Here is a 15,650-nt window from a genome sequence, read left to right on the forward strand (position 1 = left end):
TCAAGATCTATTATCTGTATTTAAGATTAGGAGAAATGCTGTCACAGCGCGCGCCCTTCTAGAATCATAAAAAAACAGCGATATCTAACCCTTTCTTACCTTCATGTAACGAATTCCTCCAGTTCAAATGGCGCTTGGCTAAGAGTAGTACCATCCGTACATTAACAGCTCTTTTGCTGCAGTGAAAGGGCTGGATTATTCGGAGCTATAAGTTAAATAGTGTAGTTTGCCATTTTCACCTCGGAGTCAACATCCCCTTAAAAAGAAAAAACCGCAACTTAACGCGGTCCTTAATGAATAAATGATCTTGTCATCCGACATTCCCGACCACCGCAGCTGTCGCGGTCATGACGGAAATCCTTAGTCGCTTCGTCCACACACTTTCCTCCTTTGTGCTTCTTGATTCCACCTGCCTTAGTTCGCCAGGTGGACCGCCGCCTCATGCATCCCTGAGAAAATCGCACTACCACAAAGTGGAAGAGGCTGACCCGATGAATTAACGGGTCAGCCTCTTCTTAGCGGTTCACTCGTACTCCCTTACTCCAGAAGTTCGCCTGGTGTCAGGACTGCTCCTCTTGCCGCAGCCGTGCCAGAATGGTTTTCACTAGAGCGCCGTTGGAGCGCACAGCCCTCTCCTCCAGCATCTCCTCGTGCAGACCCGTTCCGGCATAGGCATATTCCGCTCCGGTGGTCCAAGCCCTCCAGGTACGCCGCACCTCCTCCCCCTGCGCCCGGATACTCTCCGATCGGACCAGATGGATGTCGGCCGAGACGATGCCTGACGTTGGATTCGCATCGAGCCAAGCCTTGTAATCGATGATATTCCGCGTGACCTCGTCGGCGCTGAATCCCTGTACCTCTCCGAGAAAACGCGAGATTTCCTGCTGCAGGGATTCCCACATAGGCGTCCATTGCCGCATCGTCCTGCAGCGGCGCGGCGGCTTCCCGCGGGTAGGCGTCCAGCAGGAGCAAGTCGGTAACATTCCGGCCAGCCACCTCGAGAGCCTTGGCCACCTCGAACGCGAGGCTTCCTCCCGCCGAGTAGCCCAGCAGCCGGATCGGTCCCCTTGGCTGGAGCTCCCGTACCCGGCGAGCATAGGCTTCGGCGGCATTCTCCCTCGGGACATAGTCGTAGGCGTAAACCTCGACCTCTCCTTGGAGGACTTCGGCTATTCCCCGGAAGACCTGCCCGTAACCGACGATTGGCGGGAAGCAGTGGACGGGGCTTCCGCAGCCGCGATTCCATACGGACACCCCATCCACACCGCTATCTTCTCCGCTGCGCCGCCGATTCAGATGGGCTGCCAGCTCCTGAATGGTCGGATGGGCAAAAGCCGTACGAAGCGCCAGCTCCTCTCCAAGCCTCCGGCGGACCTCCCCGGTCATATGAATAAGCTTCAGGGAGTGACCGCCCGCCTCGAAGAAGTTGTCGTGAATGCCGATGCGCTCGATTCCCAGCACCTCCTGCCAGATCTGGGCCAGCACCTCTTCCAACCCGCTGCCCGGTGGAGTGTACTCGGCAGCCGGCACCCTACCTCCCTGCTGAGCCGCCAAGGCTATGCGGTCGACTTTGCCGTTTACGGTTAGCGGCAACCGCTCCAGCGTCACGAAGCGCGCAGGGATCATGTAAGAAGGCAGGCGGTCCCTGAGCTGCGTCCGGATCTCCACAAGTGCGCCCTTCGGTTCCAGGACTGCGTAGGCGGTCAGCTCCAGCGAACCCACCGCATCCGGTAGCGCCAGAACGGCCACTTCCCGGACCTCAGCCATCCGGCTCAGTTCCTGCTCGATCTCGCCCAGCTCTACGCGGTAGCCCCTGATCTTCACTTGGTGGTCGCCGCGTCCCAGGTATTCAATTGTGCCGTCCGGAAGTAATCGTCCCCGGTCTCCGGTACGATACAGCGTGTGCCCTGAATGATACGGATCGCCAATGAAGCTTGCACTGCTGAGTTGCGGCAGATTCCGGTAACCGCGGCTCACGCCGAGACCCCCGATAGCAATTTCGCCTACGATCCCCTGAGGAACGGGGCGTGCCTCCGCATCCAGGATATAGACCCGTTCGCCGGCAATTGGCCTGCCAAGCACCGGCCGCAGACGGAACCGGCCGAACTGCATGCGGTCCATCCGAAGAGCGATGGAGCCGATCGTGGTCTCTGTCGGTCCGTAATGCTGCATCACTTCGCTGTGCGGGTACTTCTCGAAGTATCGGTCGACATCGCCGCACCGGATGGCTTCGCCGCCAAGGACGAGCAGCCTGAGCGTCCCGTCTACCGGATGCTCCGCAAATGCCGGGCTGCCAGCCAGCGCGCCGAGCAGTGAAGGTGTCATTTTTGCGTACGTGATCCCCTTCTCGGTCAACAGCCTCAGCAGGCGGGCCGGATCCATGTAGACTTCCCTATCCGGCAGATGCAGCTCCGCTCCGGACAGCAGCGCCGGGAACACAGCCGTGTACCCCAGGTCGAAGGCGAAAGAGGACAAGAGTGCCGTCCGGTCGCTGCTGCCGATGGATGCTTCTTCGATGAACCACCGTACATACGCCGTTACGCTCCGGTGCGGAACCTGCACGCCTTTCGGGGCGCCCGTACTACCCGAGGTGTAGATCATATAAGCGAGATCTTCCTCCCCGTGAACCCTCTGCACAGCCGAGAAACGGCTGACGGGTGCAGCAAGCTCCAGCTCCAGCTCTTCCATAAGGACCGCTTCGAAACGCGGATCCCACGGATGACGGCATACGGCCGATGTCAGCAGGAGCGGCGCCTGCGCGTCCTCCAACATATAGAGGATGCGGCTGTCGTCCGTTTCTGGATCCAGCGGCAGATAGGCTCCGCCAGCCTTCCAGATCCCCAGCACTCCAACGAGGAGGTCAACCGATGGAGGCAGGAGGAGTCCGACGATCGTGCCCGCGCGGACGCCCCGTTCCCGGAGCAGCCATGCCAACCGGTCGGACCGCCGCTCCAGCTCTTGGTAAGTGAGTGCATACTGTCCCGAGACAACGGCCGTCCGCTCCGGAGCGAGGGCCGCCTGCCGCGAGAACCAGGAATCCATGGTCCGCTCCGGCGCTCCTTCCGCCGTTATGCCTACCACATAGGATAGCTCGGACAACTCGCACAGCTCGCCCGTGCCGCCGGAGAGCCGCAGATCGGCCAGGGGAAGCAGCGGATTCGACGCGATGGAGCGCAGCAGCGACTCGAAATAAACTGCCCAGCGCTCTATCGTCTCGCGTTCAAACAATGCCGCAGCATAACCGAACCGGAAACGCATGACCTCTTCCTGCTCAGTAACGGTAAGCGTAAGATCGAACTTGGCCGGCGGGGTCTCCTGCGTAACGGGGGTGACCCGGAGTGAATCCATGACCAGCTCTTCCCGCTCCATGTTCTGCAGGACGAGCATCGCATCGAACAGCGGACTACGGCTAAGATCCCGCTGGCTGACCACTTGATCCACCAAATCTTCGAACGGATAATCTCCGTGGGCGAAGGCGCCGAGCGCCGTCTGCTTGACTTCCTCCAGATACTCGGCGAATCCCTTGGCGTTCTCCGGCTGCGTCCGCAGGGCGAGCGTGTTGACGAATACGCCGATCATCTCCTGCACATCCGCGTGCGGACGTCCGGCCGTTGGAGTGCCGACAACCACATCCTCCTGTCCGCTGAGCCGTGAGAGCAGGATGCTGTAGGCGGCCAGCAGCAGCATGAATACCGTCGCTCCAGCCTGCCGTGCCAGCTCTCGGAGCTGCGCGGTAAGGTCGGGGCCTATTTCAAAATCCACTGTGCCGCCGGCAAAGCTGCGCTGCCGTCCTCGGGCTCCGTCCACCGGCAGATCCAGCACGGGGAGGTCTCCGTCGAACCGTGCGAGCCAATAGGCCTCCTGAAGGCGGTACGCCTCCGAGGCGACAAACTGCCGCTGCCACACGCTGTAATCCTTGTACTGCAGCCGCAGGGGCTCTAGCCGTTCGCCGGCATAGAGCCGACTGAATTCCCGGATCAGCACGCCCATGGAAATGCCGTCGGAGACGATGTGGTGCATGTCCAGCAGCAGCAGGCAGCTCTCCCTACCGAGCCGGACGATCCCCGCGCGCAGCAGAGGCGCTGCGGACAGATCGAAGGGCACGAAAAACTCCTGTAGCGCTGCGTTCACCCGATTGTCGTCGGAATCCATCTCCTTCACCGCAAATGGCACATTCTCGCGGATGACCTGTACCGGTTCGCCGTCTCGCAGAACCATGGAGGTACGCAGAATGTCATGACGCCGGATAAGCTCGGCAAACGCCGCTTCCAGCCGCTCTCTGTCGAGCGTTCCCTCCAGCCGGAGGACCATCGGAATGTTGTAGGACCTCTCCGTTCCACCAAGCTGGTGAAGCACGTACATCCGCTTCTGGGCGGAGGACATCGGATAATGGTCACTCGTCCCTGCCGGGTGAAGCGCTCGGAACGGCTCTCCGGCTCCCTGGTCGATCAGCCTGGCCATCGCCTCCAGCTTCGGATGTCGGAAGATATCGGCAATGCCAACCGCCACGCCTGCCTCCTTGTGAATCCGCGACACGAGCGTCATCGCTCGAAGGGAGTGGCCCCCACGGTCGAAGAAATGGTCATCCCTGCCGACCCGCGGTAGCTTCAACAGCTCCTGCCACAGACCTGCCAGCAGGATCTCCGCTGCCGTCCTGGGCGGTTCGTAAGACAAGCTTACCGCTGTTTCGCCGGTCGGTGCCGGCAGTGCTGCACGGTCCAGCTTGCCGTTGCGCGTCAGCGGCAGCTCGGCGAGAGCCATATAATGCTCCGGCACCATATAAGCCGGAAGCACCTCGCGCAGCCGGTCTCTGAGCTGTGCCGGCTCGACCGCAGGAGCGCCTACGTAGTAAGCGCACAGCACTTCATGGCCGGGCATGTCCCTGCGAATGATTGCAGCCGCTTGGCGGATGCCCTCGCAGAGCAACAGCTGGGCTTCGATCTCCGCGGGTTCAATCCGGTGGCCCCGGAGTTTGACCTGCTGGTCGATCCGGCCCCCGTACTCCAGCGTGCCGTCCGGTAGCCAGCGGGCCAAGTCCCCGGTAGCGTACATGGTTCCGCCTGGCAGGAACGGATCCGGCTTGAATTTCTCGCCGGTCAGCTCGGGTAAGTTCCAATAGCCCCGGGACACGCCCGCGCCGCCAACCCACAATTCGCCGGGAATCCCCACAGGAAGCAACTGTCCGCCGGTGTCGAGCACATAGGCCGTGGTTCCGCCGATCGGTCGCCCGATCGGCAGAACGGCTGCACTGCTGTTGTCCTCCACGGCATAGACCGTCGAGAATGTCGTATTCTCCGTCGGGCCGTAGCCGTTCCACACATTAAGCTGCGGGCAGGCCCGGCGAACCGCTTGTGCATGCCAAGGCGAGAGGGTTTCTCCGCCCATGAGGACATGCTGCAGACCGGCGAACAGTCTCTCATCCTCGTCCGCCAGCTGGTGGAACAGCGAGGTCGTCAGGAACATCATCGTGATGGCATGTTCGGAGAGAAATGCTCCGAGTCTGCGGGCGTCCAGCAGCACTTCCTTGTTCACCGGGTAGAGCACGGCACCGTGCAGCAGCGCACCGAAGAGCTCGAAGGTTACCGCGTCGAAACCGACCGCCCCCGTCTGGGCGAAGCGGTGCCCTGCGTGGAACGGAACTATCCGGCTGTTGACCGCCAGGTTGACCACGCTGCCGTGAGTGACCAGTACGCCCTTAGGTCTTCCGGTAGTTCCCGAAGTATACATGAGATAGGCAGGATCCTCGGGAGCGCAGCGGCGGAGCATTTCTGCAGCCTGCGGCTCCTCGCCGGCCATCGCCTCCTCGATGCGGATCACGAATCCCTCGTAGGCCGCAGGAACCGGTGCTTCGGCCGTCGTCAGCAGGAGCTTGGCTCCGCTGTCGCCCAGCATGTAGGCAAGACGCTCTTCCGGAGCTTCCGGATCCAGCGGGACATACATTCCGCCCGCCAGCAGAGTACCCAGCACGGCCGCCGCGAATTCGATGGAGCGGTCGGCCGATAGACCGACCGCTTCGCACGGCTGCAACCCTGCGCGGACAAGTCTGCCGGCAATGCGAGAAGCCCGCTCGTGAAGCTGCCCGTACGTCAGGATCCTATTTTCATACACAATAGCCGGAGAATCCGGTGTAAGGCGGACGACTTCTTCAAAGCGGTCGATAATGGAGGCGCCATCCAGCATGCGGACCGGCAGTCCGCTGAAGGCGAGCAGCCGGGCCTCCTCTTCCCGTCCGGCGAGTTTCAGCTGCGCTACAGGCGTTTCGGGCGCTAGCACCGCCTGCCGCAGCAGGTTGGTGAAATAAGCGGCCCATCGCTTCACGGTTTCCTTGCTAAACAGCGCCGTCGAGAACTCCAACTCGCCGTGGAAGCCTTCCGCATGCTCGGTCACCTGCAGCGTCAGATCGAATTTGGCCGTGGACCCGGAAGCCGGGTAAGCTTCCACGGACAGTCCCGACAGCTCCAGCCGCGGCGCCTCCGTATTTTGCATCACGAAGACCGCATCGAACAGCGGATTACGGCTGAGCTCCCGTTCGCGGACCACCTCGTCGATCAATTCCTCCAGCGGATAATCTCCATGCTCCAGGGCGTCGAGGGAAGTCTGTTTCACCTCTTCCAGCAGTCCGGCGAAGCTCTTGGCTCCCCCTGGGGAGGTGCGCAGAGCCAGCGTGTTGACGAACATCCCGATCATCCCGGACAGGTCCGCATGCGTGCGCCCGGCGACAGGCGTGCCGATGATCACCTCTTCCTGGCGGGTTAACCGGGCAAGGAAGGCGCTGAAGGCCGAGAGCAGCACCATGTGTATCGTCGCGCCGCTGTTACGGGCCAGCTGTCTAAGCCCCTCCGATAAGACACCATCCAGCGGGAAGCTCACCCGATCGCCCGCGAAGCGGCGGACTGCCGGACGCGGGTGATCGGTCGGAAGCTCCAGTACGGGCAGGCTGCCTTCCATCTGATGGAGCCAGTAGTCTCGCTGCTTCAGGTAGCCGCCGCTGCGGCGGAACTTCGATTGCCAGACGGCATAATCCTTGTACTGCAGACGCAGCGGATCCGGCGTGCGGCCGGCATACAGCTGCGTGAATTCCTCTACGAACAGACTCATCGACGCACCGTCGGAGACGATATGATGCAGATCCACCAGCAGCAGATGCTCCTCCTCCGCCAGACGAATCACCGCCGCCCTCAGCAGCGGCGCCTCCGCCAGGTCGAACGGCTGCAGGAACGCCCGGATTCGCTCTTCCGCCTGATGCTCCTCCGCCTCCTCGTAGCCGACCGCGAATTCCACCGCCTCCTGCACGAGCTGCACCGGCTCGCCGTCCACGACGGCAAACGAGGTACGCAGCACATCGTGGCGGGCGATCATCGCCCGCAGCGCTCGCTCCAGCCGCGTCCGGTCCAGCCTGCCGGTCAGCTTCAGCGCCGCCGGCATGTTGTAGCTGAGCTCCGCTCCCTCCAGCTGCTGCAGCACGTACAGCCGCTTCTGCGCCGATGTCAGCGGGTAGTATGCCTGCTTCGGCGCCGGCTGCAGCCCTTCATACGTTCCCGCGCCCGCGGCTTCCACCGCGGCCGCAAGTCCCTCCACCGTCGGCGTCAGGAACAGCTGCCGCAGGGGCAGCTCCGCCCCCATCGCCTGGTGGATGCGCGAGATCAGTGTCATCGCCCGCAGCGAATGGCCGCCGAGCTCAAAAAAGTCCTGACGGATGCCCACGCGCTCTACGCCCAGCACCTCCTGCCACAGCCGTGCCAGCTGCGCTTCTACGGCATTCCGCGGAGCGATGTAGCCCTTCTCCGCTCCGGCCGACGACGCGGCGTCCGGCCTAGGCAGCCGGCGGCGGTCCACCTTGCCGCTGGTCGTCAGCGGCAGCTCTGCCAGCTGCACGAAGTACGACGGGATCATATACGACGGCAGTACTGCAGCCAGCCGGCCTCGCAGCTCGCCGGCCGCGAGCTCCCGCTCTCCCGTCACGTACGCGCACAGCTCCTGCGCCGCTTCGGCTCCTTCAGCCGCCAGCACCGTCACCACCGCTTCGCGTACGCCTTCCGCCTGCAGCAGCTTCGCTTCGATCTCCCCAAGCTCGATCCGGTACCCCCGGATCTTCACCTGGTGGTCGATCCGGCCCAAGTGCTCCAGCCGCCCGTCCGGCAGCCAGCGCGCCAGATCTCCGGTGCGGTACATTCGCTCGCCGGGCACGAACGGGCTCTCCACGAATTTCTCCGCCGTCAGCTCCGCCCGCGCCCCGTATTCCCGCGCTACGCCCGCTCCGCCGATGCACAGCTCGCCCGCCGCGCCGACCGGCTGCGGCTGCAGCGAGTCGTTCACCACATACACCTGCGTATTGGCGATCGGGCGGCCGATCGTGATCCGCTCTCCCGCCTTCACGCGGTCGTACGTCGACCAGACGGTCGTCTCCGTCGGCCCGTACATGTTGTAGACCGCCGCTTCCGTATAGGCCCCGAGCGCTCGCGGCAGCGAGGCCGGCAGCGGTTCCCCGCCGACGAGCACGGCATCCAGGGGGTGCAGCTGCGCCGCGCTCCGCCCGTCGCCGAGCAGCATCTGCAGGCGCGAAGGCGTTGTCTGCATCATCTGCACCGGTTGCTGCGCCAGCAGCTCCGCCAGCAGACCCGCATCCTCCTGCTCCGCTTCGCCCGCAAGCACGATCTTCATGCCGCAGGCGAGCGGCACCCAGCTCTCGGTGACGAAAATATCGAAGGACACCGTCGTGATGCCGAGCATGGAGCGTCCCTCGCCGAACGGCAGCTCGCGGAGCATGCCGGCGATGAAGTTCACCACGTTCCGGTGCTCGACGACCACGCCCTTCGGCGTGCCCGTCGTGCCGGAGGTGTACATCACATAGGCGCTGTCCTCCGGCCGTACGTCCGTTTCCACAGCCTCCACCGAATAGGCGTCAAGCGCCGAGGCGCAGGTGTAGACCATCGCGGAGCCTTGGGCTACCTCGGAGCCGTCTGCCTGCAATACGCCAGACGCCGATTGTTCTGCGGCAGCGAAGTCCAGCGCCGAGGCGGAGGACTGTTCCGCGCCAGCAGCCCACAAAAGTTCCCTGTTAGAGGACGGGAGATCATCCGCTGTGTTCCTTGCTTCCGCAGCCTCCTCCAGGGCAGCCGCCGTCTCTCTGAGACCGGCCGCCGGCGGCCGAATGCCGTCCTCTACAGGCAGCACCCCGAAGCGTGCCGACGCTTTCTCCGCCGCATCCAGGCACAGGACCTCGCGCAGCGGAATCTCCCGCAGACCGTCCAGCACGCCGCGCTGCGCCGTTTCACTCAGCACGACGCGGATGCCCGCATCGCGAAGCATCGCCTCCAGACGCTCCGCCGGCAGCGACGGGTCCATCGGCACATATGCCCCGCCGGCCTTGAGAATCCCCAGCAGCCCGGCGATCAGCTGCGGCGTGCGGCTCATCAGTACTCCGACCCGCTCCTCGCGCTTCACGCCGCGCTCGCCCAGCCAGCGGGCGATGGCATTCGAGCGGCCGTGCAGCTGGCCATACGTCCAAGCTGCTCCGCCATGGACCACCGCCGGCGCTTCCGGCGTCCGCTCCGCCTGCGCCTGCAGCAGGGCAGGCAGCGTCGCCTGCTCTGGCAGCTCCAACGCCGTGGCGTTCCATCCGTACAGCATCACATCCCGCTCGGCCGCCGTCAACAGCTCCAGCTCTTCCACCGGCAGGACAGGGTTTGCGGCGATCTGCTCCAGCAGGCCCATCCAGTGCCCCTGCAGCCGCCGCATCGCCTCTTCCTCATACGTCCGGCCGTTGTAATCGAAATGAATCCGGAGCTCCTCGCCCGGCTGGATCATCACCGTCAGGTCGTAGTTCGTCCGCTCCTCGGCTTCGAAGCCCGTAATCTCCAGGCCCGCCTCCTCCGTACCGCCGTCCGTCTCCGCGCGGGCCGGTACGGGGTAGTTCTCGAAGATCAGCAGATGGTCAATCAACTCCCGGACACTCGTGCAACGCGCCTGGATCTCATGCAGCGGGTAGTAGGCATATGCCTGCGAGGCCAGCGCCTCCTCCTGCACCCGGCGCAGCACGTCGGCCGCTGTGTCCCCGGCGCTGCAGGTGACGCGCACCGGCAGCGTGTTGATGAACAGACCGATCATGCCTTCCACGCCGGGCAGGCCGGACGGCCTGCCCGATACCACGCCGCCGAACACGGCGTCGCGCTGTCCGCTGTAGCGCTGCAGCACCAGACCCCAGGCCGTCTGCAGCAGCGTGTTCAGCGTCACGCCCTGCGCCTTCGCCGTCCGCTGCAGCCGCGCGGCTTGCTCCGCGTCCAGCGTCCAGGCCAGGCGACGGGCCTCATAGCCGTCCGCCTGCCGCTGCTGCTTCGGCAGCGCCGCCGCCGGCTCGTACCCGGCCAACCGGCCGCTCCAGTAGTCCGCTGCCGCTTCCCCGTCCTGCCGCGCCAGCCAGGCGATGTATTCGCTGTACGCTCCGGCCGCCGGCAGCGCAGGCGCTTCCCCGCGCAGCAGCGCGGCGTATACCGTGAGCACCTCCTGCAGCACCAGCGGCAGGCACCACCCGTCCATGACGATGTGATGGAAGCTCCACAGCAGATGGCAGGTGTCCCCGCCGGTTTCCATCACGGCCACGCGCATCAACATCTCCGACTCCACGTCGTACCCCCGGAGTCGGTCCGCCTCCATCCAGGAGGCCGCCTCCGCCTGCTGCTCCGCCGGCGTCATCGAACGCAGGTCGATGTACTCGACCGCCAGCGCACGGCGGCGGAAGACAACCTGCAGCGGCTGGCTGCGCCACCCGGTGTCGATGCTTGTGCGCAGGGCGGCATGGCGTCCGATCACCGTCTGCCAGCTGCGCTGCAGCACCTCCTCATCCAGGCGTCCCCGCAGCGTCAGATGCATTTGGTTCACATACGCGCCCGCCTGCGGATCCAGCCGGCTGTGGAACAGCATGCCCTGCTGCATCGGCGTCAGCGCGTAGACGTTCTCGATCTCGCCCAGCGCGCTTGTGCGCTCCGTCAGCGCGTCCAGCTCCTCCTGCGTGAAGCCCGGCTGGAGCAGGTCGCTCGGCGTCAGCTCCGGCCGCTCCTTCGCCGCGCAGTGCGAGATGATCTCCCGCAGGCTCTCGTGCAACAGCTGCGCGAGGCGCTCCACGGTTTCCCGGCGGTACTGCTCCCTGCTGTAGCCCAGGTTCAGGCGCAGCTCACCGCCGGCGACCATCCCGTTGAATTCCAGCACGGCGGTCCGCCGGTGCCGTCCGCTGACCGCCTCGCCGGCGGACAGCGGCGACAGCTGCAGCGCGCTTCGCTCCAGATCTTCGTCGAACTGACCGAGATAGTTAAAACTGATCTCCGGCTCGCAGACCAGCTCTTCCGAAGGGTTCGGCTGAGCCAGATAACGCAGCAGACCGTATCCCATTCCCTTATCGGGTATGGTCCGCAGGTTTTCCTTCACCCGTTTGATGTGCTGGGCAAGCGTCACATCAAGTCCGGCTTCGAGCAAGACCGGATAGCTGGTGGTGAACCAGCCTACGGTCCGGGAGATATCCATGCCCGGCACGACCGATTCCCGCCCGTGTCCTTCCAGCATGACCGGCATCCACCCAAGGCCCGACCAGTTCCCTGCGGCCCGGGCCAAAGCGGCTAGCAGCAGATCGTTGATATCCGTCCCGTAAGCCCGGTGCGCTTCCTTCAGCAGCAGACGCGTCTCTTCGCGCGACCACTGGAGGGTAACCTGGCTGCTCGTTTCCAGCGTCGGGTTCTCCGCGGAGAAATCCTTGGGCAGCGGCGCAGTCGCCGCAGCGGCGGCGGATATCCCTGCCCAATATTCCCGCTGCCGCTCTACCGCCGGAGTGGACGCATACCAAGCCAGCTCCCGTGACCACGCTTGGAACGAGTCCGTCTTCAACGGCAGAACGGCCGTGCTGCCCTGCTCGGCTTCCCCATAGGCGGCAGCCAGATCTTCGAACAGGATCCGCCAGGACACTCCGTCGATCACCAAGTGATGGATGGCGATCAGGAGATGATCCCCGTCCTCGCACCGGAACAAACCCAGAGCCATCAGCGGTCCGGTCTCCAGCCGTAAGCCCCGCTGCAACTCGCTGGCTCTGCGTTCCACATGGGATTCCCACTCCCGCTCGCCGCGCAGGTCGTGCTCCTCCCACCGGAAGAGTTCGCTCTCCCCGGTGCCGCGGATATGCAGGATGTGTTCTCCGTCCTCCGTCTTCTGCAGCACCGCCCGCAGAGCGTCGTGGTGCACGGCGATCTGCTGCGCCGCCTGCTGCAGCGCATCGGCATGATAACGTTCAGGACGGAAGAGCATCACTGCCTGGTTGAAATGATGGGAATCCGGCAGCTCCCGGGCGATAAACCAGCGCTGGATCGGCGTAAGCTGAAGCCGGCCCCGAACCTCGCCCTGCGCGGTGCCGCCGCTTACGCGGGCAAGCCGGAGGCTGAGCTGGGCTGCTACCGGATATCGGAACAGATCTTTCATATCCAGTTGATAACCGGCCTGCAGGAGGCGCGAGACGACCTGAATGGACTTGATGGAATCGCCGCCCAGATCGAAGAAGTGGTCATCCCTGCCGACCCGTTCCACGCCCAGCACCTGCTGCCATACTTCTGCAATCGCCTGCTCCTCCGGTGTGCGGGGGGAAGCATAAGGCACTCCTGCCGCAGTCTCCGGTTTAGGCAGCGCCCGGTAATCCACTTTGCCGCTGCCGGTAAGCGGCAGACGCTCCAGCTTCACAAAGTGGGCGGGCACCATGTAGGCCGGCAGCGCCGCAGCCAGACGAGCACGCAGCCCCGCGAAGGCGGACGGCGTGCCTATGACATAAGCGCACAGCTGATCGTGCCCCTGCTCGTCCGCTCGGGCTTGGACCACAGCCTCGGTCACACCGTCCATCTCCCGCATTCTGCTCTCGATTTCACCGAGTTCGATGCGGTGGCCTCGAATTTTGACCTGATCGTCCTTCCGCCCGATATATTCCATAGACCCGTCCGCCAGCAGACGGACCAAGTCGCCGGTACGGTAGAGCCGCTCACCGGGCAGGAACGGGTGCCGGATGAATTTTCGTGCCGTCAGTTCCGGCTGTCCCAGATAGCCACGGGCCAGCCCGGGACCGCTCAAGCACAGCTCGCCGGGTACGCCGTGCGGCTGCAGCTCGCCCTGTTCCGAGAGCACATAGGCTCTTGTCAGACCGATCGGCTGACCAAGCCCATGAGCCTGCCCCGGATGCAGGAGCAGCAGGGCGGCGGAGACCACACTGTTCTCTGTCGGCCCGTACTCGCTCACCCATGCGACTCCATCGTACTTCATCATGTTATCGATCAACGCGCTCGTAATTCTCTCCCCGCCGACCACCACGCTGCGCAGCGCGGGCAGCCTGGAAGGCAGCAGTTCCAGCAGCGCGGAGAACATACCCGTTGTAAACTGGGCGTGCGTAATCTCCCGTTCGACCAGGGCGTTCACCAAAATTCCCGGATCCTTCAGCTCCTCGTCTCGCAGGAGCACAATAGTCGCTCCTGTGAGCAGCGGACCGAAGAAATGCGGCAGGAAGGCGTCGAACACGTAAGGGCTGGCATGAAGCGCCCTTCCGCCTTCGAAGCCGTAGGTCGACGTTTTCCAGCACAGGGTATGCACGATACCGCGGTGCTCGACGAGGACGCCTTTCGGTTGACCGGTCGTACCCGACGTATAGATCACGTATGCCAAATGCTCGGGACCCGCCGAAGCTTCGGGATTCTCCGGCACAAAGTCCATAAGCTCCCGATCCTGCAGCGAAACTACCGGGCACGGCGCTTCGGTCACAGAGTCGGTCAGCAGCAGCAGAGCACCGCTGTCGGCCAGCAGGTGGTTCCTCCGTTCCGCCGGGTCTTCCACGGACAGCGGCAGATAGGCCGCGCCGGATTTCAGCACGCCGAGCAGGGCGGAGGCCATCTCCAGTGACCGTCCGCAGTGCACGGCTACAATCCGGTCAGTGCCGGCCCCATGGTGCCGCAGCGCCCAAGCTATGGCATTCGAACGTTCGTTCAGCTGCCTGTAAGTCCAGCTCCGGCCGCCGCATTCGAGCGCTGTATGCTCCGGCGTGCGCGCCGCCTGCGCTTCAAAGAGCTCATGAAGCGTTCCGGATGCCTGTGATGCCGCTGCGCCGGTCGCAGGCGGTGCGGCCAGCAGCCGCTCCCGTTGTTTCGCCGTCAGCAGACCAGCCCGTCCCAGCGTCACCTGCGGGTTCCCCGTCACTTGGCGCAGCAGCTCGGTCCAGTGGCCCGCCCAGCGCTCCGCCGTAGCCTTCTCGAAGAGTCCCGAAGCATACTCCAGCGCGCAGTGCATGTCCTCATCCTGCTCCGTGACCGACAGCGTAAGGTCGAACTTGGCGGTGTTGTATGCCAGCGGATAGGATGCCAGCTCCAGACCGGGCAGAGCCAGCTCCGCCTTCTCGGTATTCTGAAGCACAAACATCGCATCGAACAGCGGATTGCGGCTGAGGTCCCGCTGCCGCACCACGCCTTCCACCAGCTCCTCGAACGGATACTCTCCATGCTCGAAGGCCTCCAGCGCCGACTGCTTCACTTCCTCCAGATAGGCGGCGAAGGTCTTGTCCGCCGCCGGTTCCGTGCGCAGGGCCAGGGTGTTCACGAACATGCCGAGCATAGGCTGCAGATCGGCGTGCGGCCGCCCTGCCACCGGAGAGCCCACGATGAGATCTTCCTGTCCGCTCAGACGCGACAGCAGCACTCCGTAGGCCGCCATAAGCACCATATATACGGTGACCCCGCTCTCACGGGCAAGCTGCCGCACCGCCCCCGCCAGCTTTCCGTCAAGCCGGAATTCCACCAGCCCCCCCGCGAAGCTGCGCTGCGGAGGACGCGGATGGTCCGCCGGCAGATTCAGCACCGGCAGTTCTCCATCGGTAAACCGGCCGAGCCAGTAGGCCCGCTGCCGTGCGTAAGCATCGCTGCGGCGGAACTCCGATTGCCACACGGCATAATCCTTGTACTGCAGACGCAGCGGATCCGGCGTGCGGCCGGCATACAGCTGCGTGAATTCCTCTACGAACAGACTCATCGACGCACCGTCGGAGACGATATGATGCAGATCCACCAGCAGCAGATGCTCCTCCTCCGCCAGACGAATCACCGCCGCCCTCAGCAGCGGCGCCTCCGCCAGGTCGAACGGCTGCAGGAACGCCCGGATTCGCTCTTCCGCCTGATGCTCCTCCGCCTCCTCGTAGCCGACCGCGAATTCCACCGCCTCCTGCACGAGCTGCACCGGCTCGCCGTCCACGACGGCAAACGAGGTACGCAGCACATCGTGGCGGGCGATCATCGCCCGCAGCGCTCGCTCCAGCCGCGTCCGGTCCAGCCTGCCGGTCAGCTTCAGCGCCGCCGGCATGTTGTAGCTGAGCTCCGCTCCCTCCAGCTGCTGCAGCACGTACAGCCGCTTCTGCGCCGATGTCAGCGGGTAGTATGCCTGCTTCGGCGCCGGCTGCAGCCCTTCATACGTTCCCGCGCCCGCGGCTTCCACCGCGGCCGCAAGTCCCTCCACCGTCGGCGTCAGGAACAGCTGCCGCAGGGGCAGCTCCGCCCCCATCGCCTGGTGGATGCGCGAGATCAGTGTCATCGCCCGCAGCGAATGCCCGCCGAGCTCGAAGAAGTCCTCACGGATACTCACTCGCTCTACGC

Annotated in this window: 1 protein-coding gene; it reads right to left on the reverse strand. The window is 64.2% G+C overall.

The window, feature by feature from the left end:
* Positions 1-537: 537 nt before the first annotated feature.
* Positions 538-15,639, reverse strand: a complete 15,102-nt coding sequence (locus PM3016_RS39790; RefSeq protein ID WP_238540550.1) for a non-ribosomal peptide synthetase — start codon at positions 15,637-15,639, stop codon at positions 538-540.
* Between the last annotated feature and the right edge of the window lie 11 nt (positions 15,640-15,650).

The sequence above is a fragment of the Paenibacillus mucilaginosus 3016 genome (assembly GCF_000250655.1).
Lineage (GTDB): Bacteria > Bacillota > Bacilli > Paenibacillales > NBRC-103111 > Paenibacillus_G > Paenibacillus_G mucilaginosus.